This is a genomic window from Pelodictyon phaeoclathratiforme BU-1 (genome assembly GCF_000020645.1).
Taxonomy (GTDB): Bacteria; Bacteroidota; Chlorobiia; order Chlorobiales; family Chlorobiaceae; genus Chlorobium; species Chlorobium phaeoclathratiforme.
This window is the reverse complement of sequence record NC_011060.1, coordinates 2,061,793-2,088,062: the sequence shown is the minus strand read 5'-3', so window position 1 is coordinate 2,088,062 and position 26,270 is coordinate 2,061,793. Positions and strand designations below refer to the sequence as shown.

Genomic DNA, 26,270 nt, shown 5'->3' with positions numbered 1-26,270 from the left:
TTGTTTCTTAACGATTGTTAACTCTTTTTTTGATCATTTCCAAAAAACTTTTTTTGAAATAAAGAGTGGTCATCATTTTTTTTCAGGTGTTACTGATTTTTTTCAGGGCATAGAACATGATAAGAGAGATGAGGCCGAGCATGAACGAAAGCAGAGCGGCTTTTTCAAAGTTACCTTCAAAAACAGCGTTATAGACGGCCAGCGAGACGGTTTCGGTTTTTCCGATAATATTGCCCCCCAGCATGAGCGTAATACCAACTTCACCGAGCGAACGGCCAAGTGAGAGGATGAGCCCTGTAAGCAAGGCGTGCCTGATTGCGGGAAGCACTACGAAAAGGTAGGTCTGCAATCTGCTTTTCCCCAGAGTCCAGGCAGCTTCAGAAAGTGCCGGGTTCATGGCGGCAATTGCTGCCTGGACTGACTTGACAACCAGGGGCAGCCCGGCGATAAATGAAGCGATGAAGACACCACTCTGGCTGAAAATGATTTCCGACCCCATAGCGAGGAGGGGCTGGCCAATAATTCCGTTTCGTCCCAGAAGCAGAAGAAGCAAAAAGCCGGTGGCAATGGGGGGAAAAACAAGTGGCAATGTGATGACAGCGTCAGCAATAAAGCCAAAAAAGCTCTTGCCCTTTGTCAGAAGGTAGCCTGAAATCACTCCTGCTGCAAGATGCAGTGTCAGAGTTATGGCAGCCGTTTTCAGCGTGAGCATGAGCGGTTCTGCCACCTCACGACTGAAAAGCATGGTACTGTTGCTCTCCATCAGAGCCCGTATTTCCGAAGGATAGCAGCGCATTCGGTCTCTTTCAGGAATTGCAGGAACCCTTTTACTTGCGCTTGCGTCTCAAATCCTTTGACAACTCCTGCCTGAATATGAATCGGTGTATAGAGTGACGGATCGGCAGCAAGATAGCCACCAATGTTATCCTGAATGCCAATGGCATCCGTAATGTTGATAAAACCGGCATCAATTTCCCCTGATACCAGATAGGCGGAGACCTGGGGAACTGTGGAGACCACCAGGAGTTTGCTCCCTACCGCTTCTGATAACCCTGATTTTTTCAGGTATTCAGCCGCAACACGTCCATAAATGGCTTTTTTGGCATCAGGGATACCAACCCTTGTAATCCCTCTTTCCCGTATATCCGTTATTTTCTTCATGTGGAGGCCACTGCGCCATGCAAGCACCAGTGTTCCTTTGCCAACGGGATAGTAGTTGGAAAAAGTGATGGGAGAGTGGTCAAAAAAGGTTCTGTCTCCAAAAATAATCGAGACATTGCCACTCATTTGGGCCTGGGAAATAACCTGCTGCATATTGCCAAAAACGGCATCGACGTGACTTCCGCTTTTCCGTTCATATTGTTCAGCGATCTCCATAAGGGGCCGCTTGTAGCCTGCTCCTGCAGCAATGGTTATGGTTTCCGCTTTCAGGATTGGCGAAAAAAGGGAAAAGAGAAGAAGAAGCGGGAAAAACAGTTTTCTGTTCATGCTGTGAGTTTCGTTTGAGAAGGTGCAGAGGAAAAAAATCCCGGCGCCGGAGAAACGCCGGGAAGGTGTAACAGAGAAAGAACAGGTGCTGATGGGAAAAAACTCAGTAATGGAATGCAACCGTTGCCAACATGGTAAATGGCGCTCCGGATTGATAGGATGTTTTCAGGGTTTTGTAGTCCGATGTACTGATCATGCTGACATATTGCTTGTCAAAAATGTTCAGGAAAGAGAGTGAGCAATCGACCTGTTTAAAACCGGGCATTTTTCTGCTCCAGGTAAGATCGAGGTCAAAAAGTGTTGTTCCGTCAATCTTTTCCTTGTGCAGCACATCGCCATAACGAACAGAGGTGTATCGGACAATGGGCGATATGGTCAGGTTTCCGGTTTTGTAGCTGACCATCCCTTTTGCAAGGAATTCGGGAGCATCGGGAACCTGTTCGCCCTTCACCTTGATGATTCCTCCTCCCGGAGCATCGGAGTTGATCTCCTGGGAGAAAGAAAATCTGTTCCACGAGAATGACCCGTAACAACTCAGGTTATCAACAGGCTTGTACTCGGCTTCCAGTTCAAACCCGTAACCTCTGGCATCGGCATTGTTCATCGGGTATATTGCATTGAGCGCCGGATCATAGAGCACAGCCTGCTTGTTCTTGTGCAGCGCATAGTAGATGGTTGGGGCAATGCTCCAGTTGCTGCCTTGTACGTTCATGCCGAGTTCGACATTTTTTGATGTTTCCATCTCCCGCTCGCTCCAGAGCTGCTGAAAGGTGATGCCCTTGCTGTCAAAACTGCTGAACTGTGAGATATAGTAGGGATAGATATCGACATGTGTTACATAGTTTTCCCCGTATGCGGCATGAATGGTGGCATTATCGCCAACAGTTCTTGTAAGGGTCAGATTGGGAAAGAGCCTGCTGAAGCTTTTTGTATCCAGGGCGCTGGCTTTGGTATTGATCGCCGGGTCACTGGCAAGAGCCGCATCGTAACTGAGGTCGCCAACCCCCGTTGTGTTGCAGGTAATGATCGATGGCAGCGTATAGTTGATATATTTTACCCCTCCTTCAAGCTTATAGGCGCCGAAGCGGTATGTCGCCTCAAGAAAAGGGGAGTGCAGTTCATGGCTTGAACTGTTTGAGAGAATGTTCCACTGATCAAAAACCAGCTTGCCGTTGACGACCTTGTAGTTTTTCCACGAAGTCGGTGGACCGGGACGAACCTGTGTATGATAGAGGTAGCCAAAATCAAGATCGATATCGGAGAGTCTGGTTGTGTACTCGGCAAGAACTCCCTTGAGATCGTGGTCGATGTCCCACCGTCTGATCCGGTTCTGGCTATTGGCAAGGGTAATGGTTTCGAGATAGTATCCCTTGTCGCTCCAGTAGTAGGGTTTAACGTTGAGTTTCGAATGCTCGCCTGTTTTGACCTCGAGGTTGGCCATCACCATCCAGTCCTCAAATTTGTTACGGTTGTAGCCGTAATAGTCATAACTGTCAGGATTTGTGCCGTAATCATTCGTATAGGCGCTTTCAGGGTTACAGAGTTGAGCATAGCTCAGTGGCTTGTAGGCATGGATATCTCCCTTGCTGTAGGTTACAAATGTCTCAAGTTTGACGTTGTCGCTGAACTCTTTTGTCACTCCTGCCATGACGTTGGTTCTCTCGCTGTTACCCTCGCCTTTCCATTTGTCCGCAGCACTGTCAGAAAATGAGATAAAGCTTTTGACCTTGCCAGGGAGCGAGCCGGAATCAATACGCATAAAGGTGCGGTAAAAATTCTGACTGCCGATTCCCTGCTTGAGAAGCACACCAAAGCTCTCTTCGGGGCGACGGATTTCCATATTGATTTTGCCGCCGACATCAGCAAGCCCCAGTCCTGCATTGGCGGGCATGACACCGGTATAGATGTTGATATTGCTGAAATTCTCAAGGTCGTAAATGGTTGCGCCGCCACCTGGTCTTCCCGTTAACGGAAGAGCTTCAACGTTCACCGTTGTGGCCGGAACACCACCGGATGTTGCCTCAACACCCCGGAAACGAAATGATTCATGATAGTTGACAATATCGGCAAGCCCATAGGGATCAACACTCTGCTGGCTGAGCGAGGGCATCAGATTGATCGCCTTGTAGACTGACATCTGTGAGGGATTCAGCAGCTCCGACTCCTTTCCGGTTACGCGTTGCAGAATGTCGCCTTTCTTCCCGGTCACGGTTATTTCAGTGGCGCTGACCTCACTTGCTCCGTTTGCCGAAGAATTTAGAGGGATTTCAGTGCCTGAAGCCATTTCGGAAACAGCAAGGAGAAGAACCAGAAGAGCTATTTTTTTCATAGTTGTTACCTATTCGTTATTACCTTAAAAATATAGCGAAAGTGAAATTTTTTTATTCATTCCTTATTACCTTCTCCAGGCATCATGAAAGAGGTGTGGTCTGATATCATGGTTATGCAATCAATACGTTGTTTACTAAATTATATAACGGAAAATAAAAAAAAGCTGGCCTCAATCAAGTAGTGGTGCATCTTTATGTTGAAAAGAGCTTGTAATACGTGATAATATTAAAAAATAAACTCATTTTACCTAATAAATTTAGTTAAAGTATCGAAAAGGCCTTATTTTCTGTGATTAATAGCTTGCTCTGCAGAAGAGCCGAACCGTCATCTGTTATTCAGCCAGTTTTGACAGGAGGCTCCAGGAGAAACCAAAACAGTTATTTTTTGATAAGCGGCGCGTCAGCTTTTCAGGAAATACGATGGCGTACTGTACCATGAATAAACTCTCTGTCCTCATTACTGGCATAGATCAGCGGGAATCACTCTGTTTTCTTGAACTCAATGCATCAGGCATAGAGCTTGGAATGCTGCTGTTTGACCTGCAGCCGTTTTTCAGGAAAGGGTGCAGGGTAAATGTTCTTTTTAAGGAAACCGAGGTTGCCCTTGCAAAGGGGCTCATGGGAGAAACAAGTTTCAGTAACAGCTTTCCTGCTGCAGTCACAAAAATAAGAGCAGGCTCTCTCCTTGCCGAGATCACCCTTCAATGCAGTGCAGGGGAGATCGTGAGTATCATTACAGCGAAAGCTGCAGAACGGCTGGGGCTGCAGGAAAAAGATGACGTTACGGTATTGATCAAGGCAAGTCAACTCTCGCTTGAGCTGCTTCATAACGAACATTCCGCTAAACGATGATCCACCTCTCGGTTTCCAAAACGCTTTCAGGCACTCAAGGGACTTTTGAACTTTCGGTGGATCTCTCTTTGCAGCCCGGGACGCTGCAGACCCTGTACGGCAAATCGGGCAGCGGCAAGAGCACACTGTTGCGTATTCTTGCCGGATTGGTAAAACCCGATAGCGGACATATTGAAGTTAATGGCCAGATATGGTTCGACAGTACTGCACGAATCAATTTGCCGCCACAGAAAAGAAAGGTGGGGCTTGTTTTTCAGGATTATTCGCTTTTTCCGACGATGACGGTGAAGGAAAACCTGCTGTTTGCCCAGGAAAAAAGAGATGAACAGAAGGTAAACCGGCTTCTTGAACTGACCGATCTTCAGGCCCTTAAACATCGCTATCCGGCAACCCTTTCCGGAGGTCAGCAGCAGCGGGTTGCTTTGGCAAGAGCCATACTTCGGGAACCCCACATCCTGCTGCTTGATGAACCGCTTTCAGCTCTCGATCAAGTTACCCGCAACAGGCTTCAGGATGAAATCCTGAATTTTCACAAGCGCTTCCGATTGACAACCATTCTGGTCTCTCATGATAAACAGGAGGTTTTTAAACTTTCCGATACGGTTAACGTGCTTGATCGGGGGGGTATCATCCGCAGTGGAACCCCTCTTCAGGTTTTTCTTGATCGCAAGAGCTCAAATAAATTTTCTTTTGCAAGCACTATCCTGAGTATCCGTCAAGTGGACTGCATCTATCTTGCCGTTATCGGTGCTGGAAACGAACTGGTTGAAGTTGTGCTCAGCGAAAGCGACATCGCAACACTCAAGGTTGGCGATGAGGTGCTTGTTGCCTCGAAAGCATTTAATCCGATTGTCATAAAATTGTGAACATGCAGCGCCCCTTGATTCATCCTGAAAGAAGTTTCCTTTCCATTTTCCGGAAATTATTTTCGTTTATCTGTCTGAGCGTCTCAAACCCTTTCGGGGGAGAAAATCCGCAATATCAGGATACTCTCCTTCTGGCAAGAGGAGTATTCGAGATGAAACAGTTGTTGGTAGGTGCGGCGTGTTTTATTGCTCTTTTCTTAAGAAATAGGGGCTTAATTTGATTTTTGCCTGAATAGTTAAGGTTTATTGCCAATAATCTGTTGATATATTTTGTTTTCGTTATAGAGTGATGTATATACCGACAGGGGTGATCAGTGTTGATGTGCTCTCTTTTTTTTAATCATCGTTATGTTTTCATCTCTATAACGATAACTTTTTGATCAAGCCATGAAAGGTCTCTCTCTGATTGTGGTTTGTCTGTTTATTCTTGCAGTGGTCACTTTTTTTTCAATGGGAATCGGGAGGTATCCGGTATCGCCGGCATCATTGTTCTCATGGATCGCTACCGGCCAATGTACAGACGATAATCTTCCGGTTATTCTTTTCAACATTCGCTTGCCCCGGCTTATTGGGGCGATAGCCTCCGGGGGAGCTCTGGCAATGTCCGGAGCCGCGTATCAGGGGATGTTCAGAAACCCGATGGTGAGTCCTGATATCCTCGGTGTCAGTTCCGGCGCCGGATTTGGGGCGGCATTGGCCATTTTGCTTTCATTGCCTGTGGCCGGAATACAGATTCTCTCTTTTGGCGGTGGCATAACCGCTGTGCTGATAGCGGTCAGCATCAGCAAGACAATCGGCCGCAGTCACGATTCTGTTCTTGTGCTGGTGCTTTCGGGAATCATTATCTCCTCTCTCTTTGGCGCCCTTCTTTCGATGCTCAAATATGTTGCTGATCCTGATGACAAGCTGCCCGCCATCACCTACTGGCTCATGGGCAGCCTTGCCAATATCCGGATGAACGATCTGATGGTGATTCTGCCGCTTCTGTTGGTCGGGAGTATTCCCCTGATGCTGGTAAGCTGGAGGCTGAATGTGCTTTCATTTGGCGAAGATGAAGCCCGCTCGCTTGGTGTGCATACGGGCTGGATGAGAGCGCTGGTGATTCTTTGCGCAACACTCATGTCGGCGAGCATCATATCAATCACCGGTATTATCGGCTGGGTTGGTCTTATGGTGCCCCATCTTGCCCGCTTTGTTGCAGGGCCAAACCACCGGATGTTGCTGCCGGTCTCATTCCTCTTTGGCGCCATTTTTATGTTACTGGTTGATAACATTGCTCGCTCAGTGGTTTCAGTTGAAATCCCCATCGGCATTATCACGGCGCTTCTCGGCGCCCCATTTTTCATCTGGTTCCTGAAAAAATCATCCAGAAAGTCATGGTAATGGAGAACAACATATCGCTGGAACTCTGTCATACCAATCTGGGCTACAATGGTCGGGTGGTTTTACGCGATGTCAGCCTGACCATTCAGACCGGTGAGATTGTCTGCCTGCTTGGGCCAAACGGCGTGGGGAAAACAACACTCTTCAAAACCATTCTCGGTTTTATCAAGCCTCTTGGGGGAGTGATTACGATTGATGGAACCGATATTTCACGCTTTGCACCAAAAGATTTTGCCCGGTTGGTTGCCTATGTGCCTCAACTTCACCACTCGCCATTTCCCTACACGGTACGTGATGTTGTGCTGTTCGGTCGAACGGTACATCTCCCTCTTTTTGCTTCTCCGTGCAAGAAAGACTGGGATATTGCCGACAGTTTTCTCGAACTGCTCGATATCACTCATCTCGCCGAGAGAGCATTTTCGGAGCTGAGCGGTGGGGAGAGGCAGATGGTGATTATTGCCCGTGCCTTGACGCAGGAGGCCAGATTCATCATTCTTGATGAGCCGACTTCAAACCTCGATTACGGCAATCAGGTACGGATTATTCGTAAAATCGGGGAGCTATGCAAACAGTCCGTGGGCATTCTCATGGCTACTCACACGCCCGACCACGCTTTTATGATTGCCTCAAAAGTTGTTGTGGTTAACGACGGCTCCTTGTTCTGCTGTGGAACGCCTGAGACGATGCTTACCCCTGAAACGCTGAAACAGATCTATGGCGTCGATGTACAGGTGTTTGATACGCCAGATAATGGAATCTGTTCACGAAAAGTATGTGCTCCGTTTTTTCTAAACCCAAACAAGAACTGATATGTCAGCGACAAAAATGAAAGGTTCCATGTCGTTTATCATGACGCTTCTGCTGATCCAGAGCGCCAACATCGCCAGTGCAGAACCTGTAGTACTTGACGGCATCAACGTTACCGCACCATCGGTATCGAAGCGTGATGATCTTGATCCCGAAAGCATCACCAACCCCTATCGGGTAGAGTCGAGCGCCAGTTTTGGAACAGAGATATTCACCCGGAAAGAGATTGCAGCATATGCGCCCAAAGATCTCTTTGATCTTTTGAATAAAGCAGCCGGTATGAACCTGACCTATCAGGGCAGGCGGAGCCCGTTTTCGCTTGACCAGCGAGGCGGTGGACAACTTACCTATATTCTTGATGGCGCTGTTTTGCCCTCCTCTTCGAGTCGAATTCTGCAAAAAATTCCCCTCCAGGATATTGAGGAGATTCAAATTGTTCGTGGAGCGACCTCTCTTGCTCTTGGTCCCACACGTACACCCGGTCAGTGGGGCACAACCTCAGGCGTCAATACCGGATTTATCGTGATTCGCACAAAACATCCCCAAAAAACTGAAGGTGTGGTTTCTGCCTATACCGAAAAATCAGGTTCACTGCCATTTGCTACAGGCGAAAATCTCTATGCAGGCACCCGTTTCGGTACTGCTGCCTCGTCGTTGCGTGGTTATGTTGCTGGTGGTGCTGCCGCTTATGATCGCTCCAGTAACGACAGGTGGTTTGATGGACAAAATGGACAATCCGGCATGATCAATGCAGGCGTAACGGTTGGCAAGTTAAGCGTTGATGCAACTGGTTATACCGATACCGGCAGGTTGGAAATGCAGCGAGGTGTAACCTATTCGGGTGCGTTAGCTCCAGATAAATGGTACTACGATCCGCTGACAACTTCACTTCTTTCATCCACGGTGACCATGGCGTGGAATCGTGATCAGGTAACGATTTTATCGCTCTTTAAAACCAGATATGAACAAGAAGAGCATAATGAAAGTTTTGCAAACGCCATGGTGTCGCTTCGGAACTATTCGGAAGAGTCGAGTGGCTACAGCATTCGCCATAATGCACAATTTGGCAATACTTTAGTGCAGCTTGGCTGGCAAATTAACAACAGTAATGGTTTTGGTCCGAACCTGAGCAATCCCTATAACAATTTTGATACAACAGTTAAAGGATGGTCGTGCAGTGTTGAGCAAAAACTCTTTGATGGGGCCTTATCGCTTGACGGTGGCTATCGTCGTGACCTGACACATAGTGATGTATCGAGTACCGTGGCCGCTAAACCACTTGCGAACCATGACGTTGATATGGAAGCGGCACAAGTTGTTGCACTTGGCGCTCGCTGGAAAATGAATGAACTCCTGGCATTGAATGCCCGCTATTTTCATGGTGATGAAGGTACGCCAAGTGATTTCACCATGACGACGCAATCAGGAGCGCCACTTCATGCTGAAAAACAAAAGCGCTTTGAATTAGCTCTTGAAGCCGCGCCAGCAAGTTATTTCAAGCCAATGCTCACATGGTTCAGCTACGATATTGATAATCAAAAATCGGTGCTTGCTATGGGGAACAATGTTCTGCAAACCTATACCGTCAATGGTGAAACCTACTATTACTACACCGAAGCTGATGTTTTGCGCAGAGGTATTGAGCTTGCAGTGAAGGGTGACGTTCGGCAAAGCACCTCATACAGCTTTTCGTGGACACATTTAACCACCAACAGTACAACAACAAACGGCGTAACTACTGATGGTGTCGGAGTCTCGACCCCGGAGAATTATTTTTCAGCACTGCTCAGCCACTCGTGGGAGAAGTATCGGGCAAATCTCTCTATCAAACAGGTCAGTTCGTGGCAAACATCAGCCAGTCCGGTTGGGATACAGAACGCAGATCTTGGGGAGTATACCACGGTTGATGCCAATATCATGCGGACATTTACCTTCTCGGGCTCACGGCTGACGGCAACACTCTATGGTCACAACCTTGGTGATGTCCACTACTCAACCCGTTATGTAACAGGCTATTATCCAGACAGAGGACGCACGCTTGGCCTGGAATTGAGCATGGCGTTTTAAAAAAATAGAAAAATCCGCCCGGTCACTTTGAAGCTCTGCTGCTGAAGCTTGGTATTGACGGAATGGTGGAGCGAGGAGATGCTGGTATGTGGATCATTTTCAGAAAATCAACGAGAGTGATATGAAGAGGTATAGCATGAGACTGGTTCGATCGAGCATCCTGGTTATGCTGGCGCTTTTTGTTACCCTGCTTTCGGCTTACAGCTCCACGGAGAGAAAATTGCCACACGCCACTTGTGAAGTGACCGACATGGCCGGACGGAAAATGGTCGTCCCCTCTGTCATCAGGCGTATCTACGTGAACAAGCCCGGCAGTGTGCTGATGTATGCCGTTGCTCCCGATATGCTTGTCAGTCGATCGTTATGGCTGACCTATAACACAAAGCGTTATTTGAAAAGCTCTTATCTGCAATTACCCTACGTTGATGGCTCCGTTGAGGAGATTGTCAGGCTCAAACCCGATATCATCATCTCCAGTTTCAACATTAATCCAAAAACAAAAGATGAGGCGGAGAGACTCAGCCAAAAAATTGGTATTCCGGTCTATATGGTTCCCATTGATATGGGGATGTATGAGCAGACCTTCAAGGCGCTGGGCGAGCTTCTGAACCGTAAGGAACAGACGGGCCGGATGAGAGCTTTTCTCCATACCTGTTTTGACGGGATTGCTCTCAAGTCGAAACAGATACCTGAGAAGCAGCGCGTTCGGGTCTATTACGCAGAGGGAGAGCGTGGTCTCAATACCGATCCTTCAGCTTCTTTCCATAGCCAGATTCTCGACGTTGTCGGCGCCATCAACGTCGCTCAGGTGGCAGTAGCCTCCGGTCAGGGCATGAGTGCCGTATCCATGGAACAGCTTTTGTTGTGGAATCCCGATGTGGTGCTTGTCTGGACAGGCATGGGCTCCTCAATGAGCACCATGCATGCCATCCAGAATGATAACCTCTGGGCAACAGTGCGGGCGGTTAAAAATAAAAAACTCTATCAGATACCATTTATGCCTTTTGGATGGTTCGACCGTCCTCCCTCTACCAACAGAATCATGGGGGCCATCTGGACGGCGCAGCAGCTTTATCCCGGCATCTATCACTACGATCTGAAAAAGGTTACCCGTGAGTATTTCGACATTTTTTATCACTATAAACTGACTGATGAAGAGCTTGCCGCACTCCTTCACCCCAACCCTCAACTGCTGATAAATTCGACATCAGGAAACCACTAAATCCAGATCTCATGCTGAAACCATTACCGATAATGGAAAACACCGGCGGTGTGCTGGCTGTGTGTGGAGCACCGCCGCCACTGCACGCAAAAACCACTGAAAATGGTGTGCCTCTGCTCAGAAAGGGAGCCCTGAACCTTTATGTGAATATGCCTTGTCCGCTCAAGGTGGTCGCTAAAATGGCGATTGGTGAATTTGCAGAACAATACAATGCTTCGCACGACATTCAGCTCTATTCACCCATGCTGCACGATGGAAATTCAAAAGGCATTGAGGGAGAGCTGAAAGCAGCGCAGTCGGAGGATGAACTGCCTGAAGTGCTGGTTGCCTCAGGTTTGCATACGGTGCTCTCCCGGCATTTCAAAAAGAGCTTTATCGATACAGGTATCTATACCGGTATCACCAGCCCTGCAGCGCTGGCGGTTATGCCGGAGAGCTTTCGGAAGCTTGCCACGGAGCACAATATCGGGATTTTTGGTATCGGATACTGGAGTATTGTACTCGATTTATCGATCAATCCGGTTGAGTCGTATCCTCGCCGGTGGCGGGATCTGGTTGAGCCGCGTTTCAAGGATCTTGTGACGGTGCATGGTTACAATGGCAAGGCGAGCATCGCTACGCTTCTGATGATTCTCAAGGAGCAGCTCGGTAGTGGGGCCGCAACCGATTTCGCCCGCAATATTCGTAACATCTGGCATTTCGCTGAAATACTCAAGCGCATCGACTCCTCCGAACCGCGCCGTACCCCCTTCAATCTGCTGCCGAACGCGGCAACGGTGCAGATGCCGTCACGCAAAAATGCAGCCATTCTTGAGTTTGAAGATGGGCCTGTTCTTGCGCCTATGCTGCTGTTCGTCAAAACATCACGAATGGAAGAGTGCCAGCCGATTGTCAACTTTTTTCACACCGATATTATTCGGCAGGCGTTGAAAAGGGGAGACCTCTCTTTTGCTGAAGATGTTAACTGGCAGGAGCCGTTCAGCTTTCCCTCGTGGGATTATCTGTTGAACAATGACTATGAAGAGCTGACCGCCATGCTCGATATTGAACTGAAACAAGGGCTTCGTCCTGATGCTTTTCAACTCTGATGGAATGAACACATGAAACTTGTCACCATATCCGGACCTCCCTCATCGGGCAAAACTGCAGTGCTGGTCAATGTCATCAAATCGCTCAAGAGTTCCGGGTTACGAACAGGAGCGGTAAAATACGATTGTCTTGCTACGGACGATGATCAGCTTTTTCGCTCTCTTGGTATTCCGGTTCAGACGGGGCTCTCCGGTAATCTCTGTCCCGACCACTATTTTGTCAGCAATATTGAGGAGTGCCTGAAGTGGGGTATCTCCCTGAATCTTGATCTCCTTGTCTCCGAAAGCGCCGGGCTCTGCAACCGCTGTTCTCCGCATATCAAGGGAGTGCTTGCCGTATGCGTCATCGATAATCTCATGGGAGTCACCACGCCAAAAAAGATTGGGCCCATGCTCAAGTTTGCCGATATCGTTGTCATTACGAAGGGTGATATCGTCTCACAGGCTGAACGTGAAGTTTTTGCCTTTCAGGTACGACGGGCCAATGCAAAAGCGAGAATCATGCATGTTAACGGCATTACCGGCCAGGGAGCAAGCGAGCTGACCTCTCTTTTTTTAAAGGCGCCTGAAACAGAAAGCCTTGATGGCGGAATACTGCGCTTTTCCATGCCGGCAGCATTATGCTCCTACTGCCTCGGTGAAACTAAAATCGGCATGGAGCATCAGCTCGGAAACGTCAAAAGAATCAAAATCAAGCAGGAACAACCATGATTGCAATACTTGAAAAGAAAATCGGGCACTTGACTGCTGAATTTCCTCCACTCACCGGATTTTTCAGTGATTACGGCATCACCTTCAACGATCTCCATGCAACACTTGGAGATTCACTTGACCTTTTATCGGAAGAGATCTATGAAGATATGGGGATTGATCGTGAGAAACTGCTTGAAAATCTCGATGGCTTTTTACAGCGCATTGCCCTTGCCGAAATCGACGAAAGGCCCCTGGTGTCAGATATTACCATACTCGGTGGTCACGATAAAAGCGGAACGCCTGAAGAGGTCGAGCTGACACTTGTGCGTGGCTCCATTACAAGTATTGTGGGGCCAACCGGATCCGGGAAAAGTCGTCTGCTTGCCGATATTGAGTGGATGGCGCAGAACGATACACCAACGGGCAGAACGATACGGGTTAATGGCAAAAAACCTGATCCTGAACTTCGCTTTTCCCTTGAGTATAAGCTTGTCGCTCAGTTGTCGCAGAATATGAACTTTGTGATGGACGCCACCGTAGCCGAGTTTGTTTTCATGCATGCTGAAAGCCGGATGATCAACACGCTCGATACTCTTGTCGCCGATATTATTGCGCAAGCCAATCTTCTTGCCGGTGAGCCGTTTACAGCGCAAACACCCCTGACTGCGCTTTCCGGAGGGCAGTCACGAGCCTTGATGATTGCCGATACTGCTTTTTTAAGCTCTTCACCGGTTGTGCTGATTGACGAAATTGAAAACGCCGGTATCGATCGCAAAAAAGCACTCTCTCTTCTGGTCAGAAAGGAGAAAATTGTGCTGATGGCAACCCATGATCCCATTCTTGCCCTGATGGCCGAGCAGCGTCTTATCATCAAAAATGGCGGAATTCACAAAATCATCGAGACAACAGGCAAGGAACGAGAGAATCTTGTCCGACTTGAAGAGTTTGACAATAAACTCTTGGCACTTCGCACCCGTCTGAGAAGTGGTGAGCTTATTGAAGAGTTATAACATCAATGAAAAACGCAGTTCACTTATTGGCAAGCAAAAAAGGTCGTTGGAAGAGTTGTTTTCCGGGATTTCGGCCTGGCTTTTTGGGCGAAGAGTTTCTGGATACCGATTGCTTGCTGAAGCTGGATTATGGTAACCTTGTTCTTCGACGGCAGACACATCTGTTTCTTGGCTGCGGAGTTCTTGCTTCAACAGCGCTTCTTCTGTTTTTCTGGCTTGTCATCATCAATTGGGATTTCATCGCTTCCGGACAAGGAGTGTCAGGCCGTGCAGTTCCTGGCGACACCTATGAAACGCTTACCACCATGATAGCGTTTACAGCGCCTCCATCTGCTCCGGAATCAGGGAAAGCTCGCGCAGTGACACTCCCTGCGGCCCCCTTCACGGTTGGAAAAATTGTCAAGGTCAGGCAGGAGGAGGTGATCGCTGCACAGCCTGCAGCAACGCAGAGTGAACTCAAAGAGCTCAACCGGAATGAGGAGGCCCAGGGCGCCCAGAGTACGTCGGGATCTGGTATTGGTTCCGGTATTGGTTCCGGAAAAGGGGGTGAATCATCAGCTCTTGAAGGTTTTGGCGAAGATGGAACGATTTTTGGAAGATGCGAGGTAATGCCCGCCTTTCTTGAACAGAAAAAACCTCGTTACCCTGAGGCGGCAAGAATCGCGGGCATTACAGCCAGGCTGTTAGTCAAGGTTTTAATCGGCGCTGACGGCTCTCCTCTCAAGGCAATGATCATCAAACGTATTCCCGAAGAGTGCAATGCGTTTGATGCAGTCACATTGCAATCGGTGCTTGAATCAACATATACCCCGGCTGTTCAGAATGGCAGGGCAGTAAAGGTATGGTGTATGATTCCAGTCAGTTTCAGGATTGATGAGTCGTAAAGGATGAGGGAGTTAAGGAGTGGGGGCTGTCCGTGGATCTCGTACCGAAGCTTTGCAGGTCGTGATGAGCGTGTGGTGTGCACCCATTTTTTATAAATGGAGCATCTCCTCGATCAAGGAAGCGGTTTAATGCCAGAAAGGGAAAGAGCATTTTCATCTCATTCTCCTTCTGGTATGACGACGAGAATAGTGGGAGATGCGGGGGCTCAGTTTACACCGATAATAACGCTTGAGGCTTTAAACACCGCACAGGCAGTGTCACCCTCTTTGAGTGCAAGTTTTTCAGAACTTCCGTGGGTAATGATGGCCGAAATGATATTGCCGTCACCAACTTCAAGATCAACTTCCGTGCTGACAGGCCCTTCGATAATTTTGGTGATCTTGCCGGGCAGGATGTTTCTTGCGCTCAGTTTTGTGTCGTGCAGCTCCTGGGCGATAATGATTGAACTTGACTTGATGATGGCATAGGCATTCACTCCCTCTTTCAGTCCGAGGTTGTCAACCGCGCCGATCGTGATAATCGAGGTTATACGGGTGTCGCCTTTGAGCTGGAGGGTGATTTCGGCATTGACTGCGCCTCTGGTAACTTTTTCCACTGTACCTGCAAAAACGTTACGTGCACTGATTTTCATGGATATCCTTTTAAGAAATTGATAAAAAAGATGGGCATTGCTGAGACGCCCCTCAAGATTCTGGAGAAATTTCCGATGCTCTTCCTGAACAACCCGGAACTGTTCGATAATTTTTTTCCCCTCCCGGGTCAGTACAGTGCCTCCTCCCCCTTTTCCTCCCGTCATGCGGTCAACAAGCGGTTTTTCAGAGAGATTGTTCATCATGTTGACCAGATGCCAGGCCGTTTTATAGCTGATTCCTGCGGCTTTGGCTGCGCTGCTGATTGAACCGAGTTCATCAATCTTTTCCAGCAGGGCAATCCGGTCACCGCCGAGAAACCTGTTTTCCGCCTTCTGAAACCAGATGGAACCCTCAAGACCTATCGCCTCTTTATTGCATTTCATCCAGACCCTCCTCCTGAAGTGGTTTCTCTTTTGCCGTTAACAGTCAGAATACTCCATGACCGGACAGGGGAGCGGACACGGAGCTGCCTCTGGTCATTCTCAGGAAAATGCCCCTGCATCGGCAAGATACATGATCACAGGCAAAGGAGAAAATGAAACCATTCTCTTTTATTTTCTCCTTTTGCGGTATTGACCGATTTTGGTAAGTTCTTTTTCTTACAGCTCTTTTTCCCTCAACTGTTTTTGATACAGTATTATGGCTCCTCTTGATGACAAGGAGAAGCTTCTGGACAGCCCAGAGGTTTTGCAGGCGTACTGCAAGCAGCTCGAGGCGGAGCTGCGGAAGGAACGTTCGCACCTCGGTTCACTCTTCGAGGCCATGCCGGATATGGCCTGCATCGCTTCGACGGATGGCTATTTCAAGCGGCTGAGTACTTCGTGGGAAGAGGTGCTGGGTTACAGCCAGAGTGAACTGCTCTCAATTTCCTATATGGAGCTGATCCATCCGGACGACCGGGAATCGACTCTCCGGGAGGTGGAGCAGCAGCTCGCGGGTAGCAAGACGGCACATTTCGTTAACAGGTACCGGGCAAAGGATGGCAGTTATCGCTGGCTGGAGTGGAATACTTCACCTGCGGACGACGGAACCCTCTTTGCTGTGGCGCGTGACATTACCGCGCGGCGCGATGAGGAACGGCAGTTGCTGCTGTGGGCAGATGCCTTTCGCTATTGTGTACACGGACTTGCAGTGGGCGATCCGGCGACGAATACCATTACGGCATGTAATCCTGCCTTTGCAGCCCTGCATGGCATGGAGGCTGAAGAGGTGGCGAACCGGGGGATTCTGGATTTTTACCCTGCAGAGGTGCATCCCTTTGTGCTTTCGTGCATAGCGCAATTGCAGGAGGCGGCGATGGTGAGCTTCGAAACCGAGCGCTGTCGAAAGGATGGCTTGTGCTTTCCGGTGCAGATGGACGTGGTATGCGTGAAAGACGCAGCCGGGGTGCCGATTTACACGATAGCCTCCGTACAGGACATTAGGGAGCGCAAACGCTCACTGGAGGAGCGTTGTCGGCTGGAAACACAACTGCAACAGGCGCAGAAGCTGGAGTCGATCGGCCGGTTGGCCGGAGGTGTAGCGCATGACCTGAACAATCTGCTCACACCGATACTCGGGTATGCGGAGATGCTTGAGATGGAGCTGGCAGGGAATGCAGGGCAACAGGAGGAGGTCAGGGCAATCCAGCGGGCATCGACCAGTGCGCGGAAGCTGATCTGGCAGTTGCTTGCCTTTAGTCGCACCCAGACGCTGGAGCTTGGGGAGGTTGAACTGAACGCCATGCTCAAGGAGTTTGGGGAGATGCTGCGCCAAAGCGTGGGCAGTGGTGTGAGGGTGGAGTTCGAGCTTGCTCCCTCCCTGCTGCCATTGCATGCCAATGCGGGACAGTTGGAGCAGGTTTTGGTGAACCTTGCGCTGAATGCGCGTGACGCTATGCCTTCCGGAGGCAGGTTGTGCTTCAGAACCTCATTCGAGAAGTTGAGCGAAGAGAGGGATGGGCTTCCTCCGGGACGGTATGCTGTGCTTGAGGTTGCCGATACCGGTTGTGGCATCAGGCCGGAGGACATGCCGAGAATTTTCGAGCCGTTTTTTACTACCAAGGGCCCTGGCAAAGGAACCGGGCTTGGGCTCTCTACGGTGTACGGTATCGTGCGACAGCACAGAGGGAATATTGTGGTATCCTGCCCGGAAGGTGATGGCTGCTCTTTCAGGGTGTTGCTGCCACTTCTTGATGAGGAGACTGCCGTGCAGAAGGCAGTGGAGGCCGCTCCAGCCGTGTTGCAACAGAAAGTGCTGGTGGTGGATGACAACGACTTGCTGCGCAAGTTCACAGTGCAGGCACTCAATATGAAGGGCTACGAGGTAGCAGATGCACCAGGTGGAGAGGAGGCGCTCAGGCTGGTGACGAAGGGCCTGTTGAAGCCTGATCTGGTGATTACGGATGTGATTATGCCGGGCATGAACGGCTGGGAGTTCAGTGAGCAACTGCTGCGATTGCTGCCGCAGGTGAAGGTGATCTATATGACCGGTTATGCAAGCGATGTGATCGAACTGTATGGTATTCCGGAGAATGGTCGGGAGCTCTTGTACAAGCCATTCACGATACAGGTGTTGATGGAGAAAGTACAAAGCGTGCTGCAGCGGAAATAAAAAAGCCGCTGATCAGCGGTGCCGATGATTTTTTCGAATGCATGGCATTCGGTTTCAGTGGTTCTGTATGCAGCAGAAAGGAAGGCGCTTTGTTGCATCAAACGAAGTTTTTTTTAGACTGCAAAATCGTGCTGCCAGGTTAGAGGTACCATCAAAAAACACAATTATTTTTCTTGCCGTGCTTTGGCTGTAATCGTATATTTAAAAACGATACAATCAGTTACCTTACGCGTTGTTTTCTGGCTTCAACCTTATCCTTTCAGTGAATACAGAGTATCATGCCAAATATATAGCCTGGGAGCTGACACGCCGTCACTCTTCTGCTGATCTCTGCAAGTTGACGGCATCGCTGCAGGATGCCCAGGTTGACTTGAACCCTCACCAGATTGATGCTGCTTTATTCGCTTTCAAATCGCCCTTATCCAAAGGGGCAATTCTTGCTGATGAAGTCGGTCTTGGAAAAACGATTGAAGCCGGTATAATACTTTCCCAGCTTTGGGCTGAGCGTAAAAGAAAGCTGCTGGTAATCTGTCCGGCAAGTCTGCGCAAGCAGTGGAATCAGGAACTGGCCGACAAGTTTTACCTTCCCTCGGTTATTCTTGAATCGAAATCATTTAATGCCGAGAAAAAAAAAGGAAATCGAAACCCCTTTGAGTGCCAGGAAATTGTTATCTGCTCCTTTCAGTTTGCACGTGCCAGGGAAGATCTCCTTGGCTTTGTTCAATGGGATCTGGTCATTATTGACGAGGCTCACCGGCTTCGTAATGTCTATAAGTCGTCCAACCGCATCGGGCAATCAATAAAGAACTCACTTTCCGCCTGCAAAAAAGTGCTTCTGACGGCCACACCGCTGCAGAATTCGATTCTGGAGCTGTACGGCATGGTCAGCATCATTGACGACTACGCTTTCGGTGACCTGAAAAGCTTCAAGAGCCGCTACTCCCGCATCCTCGAAGATGGTAATTTCAATGAGCTGAAAGAGCGCCTGAAGCCGCTTTGTAAGCGAACGCTGAGGCGCCAAGTGCTTGAATATGTCAAATACACCAACCGCCTCGCCATTGTTCAGGAGTACTATCCCTACAAGGAGGAGCAGGAGCTTTACGATCTCGTTTCCAACTATCTGATCAAGCCCGACCTGTACGCCCTGCCGGTCAGTCAGCGCAAGCTCATGACGCTGATACTCCGAAAACTGCTTGCCTCGTCAACCTTTGCCATTCAGGGTACCCTTGAAGGACTTGCCGCAAAGCTTGACGCCCTGCTTGACCGGCAGGCACCGAACAGTGATAATGAGACCATTTCCCTCGACTTCGAGACCTTTGACGAATTGCGTGAAGAGTGGCAGGAAAACGGCGAACCTCCTCTTGATGAAGCTGAAGAACCTCTCACGCAGGAAGAGCGGAAAGCGGTACTTGCTGAACGGAACGAACTGAGGGAGTTCGCCCGACTTGCCAGAATCATTCAGAAAAACTCGAAAGGTGACAAGCTGGTAACCGCCCTGAGCGGCGGATTCAGGAAACTGCAGGAGCTCGGAGCGCCAGAAAAAGCCATTATTTTTACCGAATCAACCCGTACACAGCTCTACCTGAAAAAAAATCTCGAACTGCAGGGAGTTGGCGGCAAGATCGTGCTCTTCAACGGTTCAAATAACGATCCGGAATCGAGAAAAATTTACAAGGCATGGATTGAGCAGCATAAAGGTACCGACCGGGTAAGCGGTTCGCCTACGGCCGATATGCGTCAGGCTCTGGTAGATTATTTCCGGCACGAAGCAACCATCATGATTGCTACAGAAGCTGCTGCCGAAGGGATCAACCTGCAGTTCTGCTCGCTGGTGGTCAACTACGATATGCCCTGGAATCCTCAGCGTATCGAGCAGCGCATTGGCCGCTGCCATCGCTACGGTCAGCGCTTTGATGTCGTTGTCGTCAACTTTCTGAACATGGCCAATGAAGCCGATAACAGGGTTTTTCAGTTGCTCGACCAGAAATTCCGGCTCTTCAGCGGCGTATTCGGAGCCAGCGATGAGGTACTTGGTAGCATAGAGGGCGGCGTTGATTTCGAAAAACGGATTGCCGCTATCTATCAGGAATGTCGCAGGTCTGAAGAGATACAGGAGGCTTTTGACCGACTGCAGGAGGAGCTTGAACACAATATCGAGGAACGGTTCGAAAATACCCGTCAGAACCTGCTGGAAAACTTTGATGAAGAGGTTCACCAGAAGCTCCGCTTCAGCCTTGAAACAGGACGGCACTACCTCAACCAGTATGAGCAGTGGCTCTGGCAGATCACCCGGTACTTCCTGCGCGACTGTGCGGCATTCGATCAATCCGATAATGCCTTCAGGCTGCATAGCAATCCATTTCCCGGCGAACAGATACACCCCGGACCCTATCTGCTGCTGCGAACGGCGGCCAACAGAAAAAAGTCTGAAATAGAAGTAGAGGACGATACCAACATCTACCGTGTCGGCCATCCGCTTGCCCGCCGGATTATTGAAACATGCAAAAAGCAACCACTTGAGCCGAGAGAGCTGCTCTTCGACTATTCCGGCACCCCCAAACAGATCACTCTTCTTGAGCCCTTCGTTGGAAAGAGCGGATGGCTCCAGCTTCGCTGCCTGACCATCTCCTCTTTTGAAACCGAGGACTTTCTGCTGCATACCGGATTTACCGAAACAGGCGAACTGCTCGACCACGACCTCTGCCGTAAATTTTTCTCACTCGACGCAACAGTGGGAAAAACTCTTGTGCTCCCGGAGGAAGTTGGAGAGCGGTTTACAATCATGAATAAAGAGGCTGCCGAAGTAATCCTCAAGGAAAACAACACCCGAAACGCGCAGTTTTTTGATGATGAATACGAAAAGCTCGACAAATGGGCTGAAGACATGAAGCTCAGCCTTGAGCGCGAGATTAAAGACCTTGATGCGGAAATCAGGCTCCGCAAGGCTGAAGCCAGAAAGCTCTCCGATCTTGAAAGCAAGGTAAAGGAGCGTCGCAACGTAAAAGAACTTGAAAAGCAGCGCGACGAAAAACGGCGCCACCTTTTTGAGGCGCAGGATCAGATTGAAGGCAAAAAAGATCTATTATTAGAGGATGTAGAAGCGAGAATGAAACAACAGGTAAGCCAAAACATTCTGTTTTCAATTCGATGGGAATTACAATAATATGAACTGACATGAAGAGTGCATATAAAACAAGAGAGGATATTGCTGTTGCGCGTGAACTTGTTTCCTGCCCGGGTGTTACGCTTGCCGAACATCTTGAGTTTACGGGGATAACGCTGGCGGAGTTGGCTGATCGCATGGGCAGGCCGGAACAGAGCATAAATGATATTATTCAAGGCTCAGCTCAGCTTACACCTGAAACGGCGCTACAGCTTGAGCGCGTTGTCGGTATCCCTGCTGATTTTTGGATGAATCTTGATCGCAACTACCGCCTGAGGATTGCTGAAATTAATGAAGCTGAAGAGCGCCTTGCTGAGGCAGAGCGGGCAAACAGTTGTTCGAACAAAGTTTTGCTTCAATAACAAGCAGGCATTGTTGAGAGCTATCTATAATTTAAAAGAGGAATTAGACTATGGTACACAAGCTGTATGCAACCTATGACGGTCATGTTCTTCTGCCCGAAGGAGAGGTTGACTTATTACCGAATCACAGGTATTTGATTAAAATTGAGAGTCCACAGCAACAAAGAGCTGAGCCCAAAAAGAATGTTCTGCAGCGACTTTCAGAAAAAGCAATGGATCTAGGAGTGTCTGATTTGGCCTCTCATACGCAAAGATGGTAAGTGATGTGTTGTATTACCCCACGCTGGTTTGTGCAGAGGTGTGTTTACAACGAAAAGCGTCATATATAACTTGTTTTTAAAAACGGATTGTTGGAGTATTGAAACTGAAGGGTTGAATTGCATTAATGAAACCAAATCAAAAATTAGAGCTGACCTGGATAGGAAAGGGTGAAGAGCCGAAGCTTGAGCCGAGGATTCTCATCGAGCAGCCGGAATACAGTTGTGGTGACCCCGGTAGCGGCAACATGCTGATTCAGGGTGACAACCTGCTTGCACTGAAGGCGCTGGAGCAGGACTATGCGGGGAAGGTCAAATGCATCTATATTGATCCACCGTATAACACAGGCAATGCGTTTGAGCATTATGACGACGGGATTGAGCACAGCCAGTGGTTGAACCTGATGGCACCCCGGCTGAAAATCCTGCGCGACCTGCTGGCTAATGATGGTTCAATCTGGATCTCGATTGATGATGATGAAAGCCATTACCTCAAGGTGCTTTGTGATGAGATTTTCGGAAGGCGCAACTTTGTCAATAATGTGATCTGGGAGAAAAAATATTCACCTCAAAATGATGCGAAATGGCTCTCTGACAGCCATGATCATATTCTTGTCTATGCCAAAAACAAGGAGATCTGGAGGCCGTATTTATTGCCGAGAACTGAAGAAATGGATAAGCGATATAAAAATTATGATAATGATTTACGGGGTCTCTGGAAATCAAGTGATTTATCCGTAAAGACATATAGCTCGTCAACTGACTACCCAATACAAATACCAAGTGGCAGAATCGTTAATCCACCTGCTGGTTATAGTTGGAGAGTTTCAAAAGAAAAATTCGAGGAACTCGTTAAGGATAATCGAATATGGTTTGGAAAAGATGGTAATAATGTTCCTTCGATAAAGCGTTTTTTAAGTGATGTTCAAGAAGGATTAGTCTCAAAAACAATTTGGTATCGTATAGAAGTTGGTGATAACCAGGATGCAAAAAGAGAAGGGAAGCAATTCAATTCTGAGAATGTTTTTGCTACGCCAAAACCAGAAAAGCTTGTTTATCGGATAATGGCACTTGCCTCCCGAGAAGGAGATCTTGTTCTCGACTCTTTCCTTGGCTCCGGCACAACTGCAGCCGTAGTGCATAAAATGGGCCGAAAATGGATCGGTATTGAGCTTGGTGAACATGCAAAAACGCATTGTTATTCTCGCCTGAAGCAGGTAGTTGATGGTACCGACCAGGGTGGTATCAGCAAAGCTGTTGAGTGGCAGGGTGGCGGCGGCTTCAGGTTCTATACGCTTGCCCCTTCTCTCCTGAACAGGGACAAATACGGGAACTGGATTATCAGCAAGAAGTACAATCCCGATATGCTTGCAGCCGCAATGGCAAAGCAGGAGGGGTTCCGATACCTGCCAGATGAACATGTCTACTGGAAGCAGGCTCGAAGCAGCGAAAAGGATTTTCTCTTCACCACAACCGGCTTTATGACGGTTGAAATGCTTGACGGAATTCATGAAGAGATGCAGCCGGATGAAAGCCTGCTGCTTGCCTGCAAGGCCTATCAGAAAGAGTGTGCCCATCGCTACCCGAATATTTCCATCAAAAAAATTCCGAACATGCTGCTTGGCCGGTGCGAATTTGGCCGGGAGGATTACAGCCTGAATATTGTGCAGGTGCCTTACGATCGTGCGGAGGAGGAGGTGCCGGATGAACCGGAGTTGGCTATTGAGAGTGAGGAAGTTGAAGAGTCAAGACAGACCGACCTTTTTGAGTGATGATACAGAGCTTGTCCTGAGGCAGAGATCGTTATTAAGGGCGAAGTGGCAATACAACCAAAACGTTTAAGAACCCCCTTCATGAATTCTAAAGCAGCATACATCAAGCAACGCCTCTCCCTCCGTGAACCGCTACGTGAAGCGCTCGATATTGTGGCAGAACTTGCCGAAGCTCTCTCCCTTGAAAAAAACGGTGATCTTGATGGTGCGCTTGAGATCGTCTCTTCCCGTTATCCCTCCTGTACCGATTTTGAACGGGCATTTCCCTCACTCTGTTTTTCCATTGCCACCGGAGTCGGAAAGACCCGCCTGATGGGTGCCTGTATTGCCTGGCTCTATCTGCAGAAAGGGATCAGGAACTTCTTTGTGCTTGCGCCGAATCTCACCATCTACGAAAAGCTGATTGAGGATTTCGGTAATCCCAACTACAGCAAATATGTCTTCAACGGCATTGCCGAGTTTGTCTATAACCGGCCGGTGGTTATTACCGGCGACAATTATGAGCAGCAGGGTATCCTTTTTCGTGATACGGAAATCAGGATCAACATTTTCAATATCTCCAAGTTCAACCGTGATGCCGCTCCGGCAAGCAAGGGCAAAGAGAAAGGGAAGCCGCCCAGAATGAAACGGCTGGCGGAGTATCTTGGCCACTCCTACTGGAGCTATCTCTCCGGACTGAATGATCTGGTGATTCTGATGGATGAGGCGCACCGTTACCATGCTGATGCCTCCCGCAATGCCATTAATGAATTAAAACCTGTGCTTGGTCTGGAGTTGACGGCGACCCCGACCGATGAAAAAGGGTTGCCGTTCCGCAATATCGTCTATGAGTATACGCTTGCCCGTGCGCTGGCTGACGGCAAATACATCAAGAATCCGGCCATTGCAACCCGCAAAAATTTTCAGCCGAAAGGGCTTACCGATAAAGAGATCGAGATCATCAAGCTTGAGGATGCCGTCAGCCTTCATTGGGATACGAAAACCGAGCTTGAAGTCTATTCCCGAACGAATGGCGTTGAAAAGGTCAAACCCTTTATCCTTGTGGTTTGCCGCGACATCAACCATGCACGTGAAACGGCTGATTATCTCCGATCCGCCTCTTTTTTCAATGGCGCGTTCAGTGACAAGGTGCTCCAGATTGACTCCTCAACGCGCAAGGATGATGAGGTTGAGCGGCAGTTTGTCGAGCTTGAAAACGCCGATAACGATATTGAAATTGTTGTCCATGTCAACATGCTCAAAGAGGGGTGGGATGTCAGGAATCTCTACACCATTGTTCCCCTGCGAGCAGCAAACGCCTCTATTTTAATTGAACAGACAATCGGGCGGGGTTTGCGTCTTCCCTATAACGGTGAACGGACCGGTGTTGACAAAATCGACAAGCTGACCGTTGTAGCCCATGATAATTTTGACAAGGTTATTGCCGAGGCTCAGAACCCCGAATCGGTGCTCAATAAATTCACCTATATCGAGATTCCGGAAGAGGAGCTTGGAGCAAAAACTGTGGCGGTGACCGCACTGCCCCGTGTTGAAAATGAGGTGCAGCAGGAAACTGAGCGCATAGCTTCCATAAAGGATGAAGGGGAACGGCGGAAAGCAACGCGATCACTTGATGCCAAAAAAGCGATTATCAATGCCTTGCCATCCTTCAGTGCTGCCGAGGGAGTCACCAGCAGCGCAGATCTGCTGAAGCCGGAGGTCAGGCAACTGGTGATGCAAAAGGTAGAGCACGATCTTGGTCAGGGGCAAATTAACCTCTTTGCCGGAGAGATTCTGGTTGAAGCCGGGATCGCTTATGCCGATACCGTAGCCAGTTACCGCAAGAACAGCATTGATATTCCCCGAATGGATCTGGTGAAGGGTGACGTTCCCGTGTGGTTTGAGGATTTTGATCTTGATGTGACGAGCGGATTCGATTTCCGCATCATGGCTGAAGAGATCATCCGCCGCAACCTGAAAGACAACATGGTGGACACGATCGGTGTGCAGCAGGGAGCATTGGGACGGGAAACACCGAAAAACCAGATTGTTGCTGAAGTGCTCAACTACTCCACCGAGGTTGACTACGACAGCAATGCCGATCTTCTGCACAAGCTTGCCCGGCAGGCGCTGGAGAAACTTGAATCCACTCTTGACGACACGACTCAACTTCCGACACTGGTCTATCAAGCTCGCAAGTTTATTGCGGCCAATATCGGTGATCAGATGAAAAAACATTTCCGGATGGGTGAACCGCACTACCGGGAGCCGAAAGTGCTGCCCTTTGTCAAAATTGAACAATGGGACGGCTCTGCTCTCGCACTAAATGGTTACAAGGATTACCGTGATCCGGTAACTCCCGTCAACACCATCCCCAAATACGTCTATCGCGGCTTTGAAAAAGCCTGCCACTTCGAATACAAATTTGACTCCAAAGCTGAAAAAGAGCTTGCTTTTGTGCTGGAACACGACATTCAGGTGCTCAAATGGCTCCGTCCTGCTCCAAACCAGTTCAGGATCTACTGGCAGAACAACACAAAACGCTACGAACCCGACTTCATTGTTGAAACCGCCTATTCTATCTATATGATCGAAACAAAAGCTGCCAACGAACTCGACAGCCGGGAAGTTCTGGAAAAAACCGCTGCTGCACTGCGGTATTGCTCCTATGCCACCGGCTTTACCACCGCCAACAACGGAAAACCCTGGAAATACCTGTTGATTCCCCATGATCAGGTCGCTACGACTTCAAGCTTTGAATATCTGGCTGGGCGGTTTGAGATGAAGTGCTGAAATGGATATTTTTCGGTATGGTATTTTTG

At 48.9% G+C, this 26,270-nt stretch carries 19 protein-coding genes; 15 read left to right on the top strand and 4 right to left on the bottom strand.

Going from position 1 to position 26,270, the window contains the following annotated elements; genetic code table 11:
* Positions 1-82 precede the first annotated feature (82 nt).
* The 3 genes from PPHA_RS09910 to PPHA_RS09900 all read right to left on the bottom strand — a co-directional run bounded on the left by PPHA_RS09910 (position 83) and on the right by PPHA_RS09900 (position 3,817).
* Positions 83-763, bottom strand: a complete 681-nt coding sequence (locus PPHA_RS09910) for a molybdate ABC transporter permease subunit (RefSeq protein ID WP_012508691.1) — start codon at positions 761-763, stop codon at positions 83-85.
* Positions 763-1,488 (bottom strand): molybdate ABC transporter substrate-binding protein, encoded by a 726-nt coding sequence (gene modA / locus PPHA_RS09905; RefSeq protein WP_012508690.1) that lies wholly within the window; start codon positions 1,486-1,488, stop codon positions 763-765. Before modA ends, PPHA_RS09910 begins: the two co-directional genes overlap by 1 nt.
* A 103-nt stretch (positions 1,489-1,591) precedes the next feature.
* The gene (locus tag PPHA_RS09900; RefSeq protein ID WP_012508689.1) at positions 1,592-3,817 is read right to left on the bottom strand and encodes a TonB-dependent receptor; all 2,226 of its coding nucleotides are present in this window, start codon (positions 3,815-3,817) and stop codon (positions 1,592-1,594) included.
* Positions 3,818-4,253: 436 nt separating this feature from the next.
* Between PPHA_RS09900 and PPHA_RS09895 the strand changes: the two genes are divergently transcribed.
* From PPHA_RS09895 to PPHA_RS09845, 10 genes are all read left to right on the top strand, one after another.
* Entirely contained in the window at positions 4,254-4,670 is a 417-nt protein-coding gene (locus PPHA_RS09895) for a TOBE domain-containing protein (RefSeq protein WP_041526524.1), read from the top strand.
* Positions 4,667-5,536, top strand: a complete 870-nt coding sequence (locus tag PPHA_RS09890; protein WP_012508687.1) for an ABC transporter ATP-binding protein — start codon at positions 4,667-4,669, stop codon at positions 5,534-5,536. The genes PPHA_RS09895 and PPHA_RS09890 overlap by 4 nt, the downstream gene beginning before the upstream one ends.
* A 387-nt stretch (positions 5,537-5,923) precedes the next feature.
* Positions 5,924-6,919, top strand: a complete 996-nt coding sequence (locus PPHA_RS09880) for a FecCD family ABC transporter permease (RefSeq protein WP_012508686.1) — start codon at positions 5,924-5,926, stop codon at positions 6,917-6,919.
* Positions 6,919-7,728, top strand: coding sequence for an ABC transporter ATP-binding protein (locus tag PPHA_RS09875; RefSeq protein ID WP_012508685.1), 810 nt, complete (start codon positions 6,919-6,921; stop codon positions 7,726-7,728). The genes PPHA_RS09880 and PPHA_RS09875 overlap by 1 nt, the downstream gene beginning before the upstream one ends.
* 1 nt (position 7,729) lies before the next feature.
* Positions 7,730-9,793: a TonB-dependent receptor plug domain-containing protein gene (locus PPHA_RS09870; protein WP_012508684.1), complete on the top strand. Its 2,064-nt coding sequence runs from the start codon at positions 7,730-7,732 to the stop codon at positions 9,791-9,793.
* A gap of 136 nt (positions 9,794-9,929) precedes the next feature.
* On the top strand, positions 9,930-11,015 hold the full coding sequence (locus tag PPHA_RS09865) for an ABC transporter substrate-binding protein (RefSeq protein ID WP_223293897.1): 1,086 nt from the start codon (positions 9,930-9,932) through the stop codon (positions 11,013-11,015).
* 11 nt (positions 11,016-11,026) lie between these two features.
* Positions 11,027-12,103 carry an ABC transporter substrate-binding protein gene (locus PPHA_RS09860; RefSeq protein ID WP_049759925.1) on the top strand — a complete coding sequence of 359 codons (1,077 nt, stop codon included), beginning with the start codon at positions 11,027-11,029 and terminating at the stop codon, positions 12,101-12,103.
* 12 nt (positions 12,104-12,115) lie between these two features.
* Positions 12,116-12,814: a GTP-binding protein gene (locus PPHA_RS09855; RefSeq protein ID WP_012508681.1), complete on the top strand. Its 699-nt coding sequence runs from the start codon at positions 12,116-12,118 to the stop codon at positions 12,812-12,814.
* Entirely contained in the window at positions 12,811-13,806 is a 996-nt protein-coding gene (locus tag PPHA_RS09850) for an ATP-binding cassette domain-containing protein (protein ID WP_012508680.1), read from the top strand. Before PPHA_RS09855 ends, PPHA_RS09850 begins: the two co-directional genes overlap by 4 nt.
* Positions 13,807-13,811: 5 nt before the next feature.
* On the top strand, positions 13,812-14,690 hold the full coding sequence (locus PPHA_RS09845; protein WP_012508679.1) for an energy transducer TonB: 879 nt from the start codon (positions 13,812-13,814) through the stop codon (positions 14,688-14,690).
* A 206-nt stretch (positions 14,691-14,896) separates the two neighbouring features.
* Here the strand turns inward: PPHA_RS09845 and PPHA_RS09840 are convergent, their stop codons facing one another.
* Complete coding sequence (locus tag PPHA_RS09840) at positions 14,897-15,706, bottom strand: TOBE domain-containing protein (protein WP_012508678.1); 810 nt, start codon at positions 15,704-15,706, stop codon at positions 14,897-14,899.
* 256 nt (positions 15,707-15,962) lie between these two features.
* Here PPHA_RS09840 and PPHA_RS14695 point away from each other — a divergent pair, with 256 nt between their 5' ends.
* The 5 genes from PPHA_RS14695 to PPHA_RS09810 all read left to right on the top strand — a co-directional run bounded on the left by PPHA_RS14695 (position 15,963) and on the right by PPHA_RS09810 (position 26,241).
* Entirely contained in the window at positions 15,963-17,915 is a 1,953-nt protein-coding gene (locus tag PPHA_RS14695) for a hybrid sensor histidine kinase/response regulator (protein WP_012508677.1), read from the top strand.
* 262 nt (positions 17,916-18,177) lie between these two features.
* Positions 18,178-21,078 (top strand): SNF2-related protein, encoded by a 2,901-nt coding sequence (locus tag PPHA_RS09830; RefSeq protein WP_012508675.1) that lies wholly within the window; start codon positions 18,178-18,180, stop codon positions 21,076-21,078.
* An 11-nt stretch (positions 21,079-21,089) separates the two neighbouring features.
* Positions 21,090-21,440, top strand: a complete 351-nt coding sequence (locus PPHA_RS09825; protein WP_012508674.1) for a HigA family addiction module antitoxin — start codon at positions 21,090-21,092, stop codon at positions 21,438-21,440.
* Positions 21,441-21,825: 385 nt separating this feature from the next.
* Entirely contained in the window at positions 21,826-23,469 is a 1,644-nt protein-coding gene (locus PPHA_RS09815; RefSeq protein WP_012508672.1) for a site-specific DNA-methyltransferase, read from the top strand.
* A gap of 81 nt (positions 23,470-23,550) precedes the next feature.
* Entirely contained in the window at positions 23,551-26,241 is a 2,691-nt protein-coding gene (locus PPHA_RS09810) for a DEAD/DEAH box helicase (RefSeq protein ID WP_012508671.1), read from the top strand.
* Positions 26,242-26,270 lie beyond the last annotated feature (29 nt).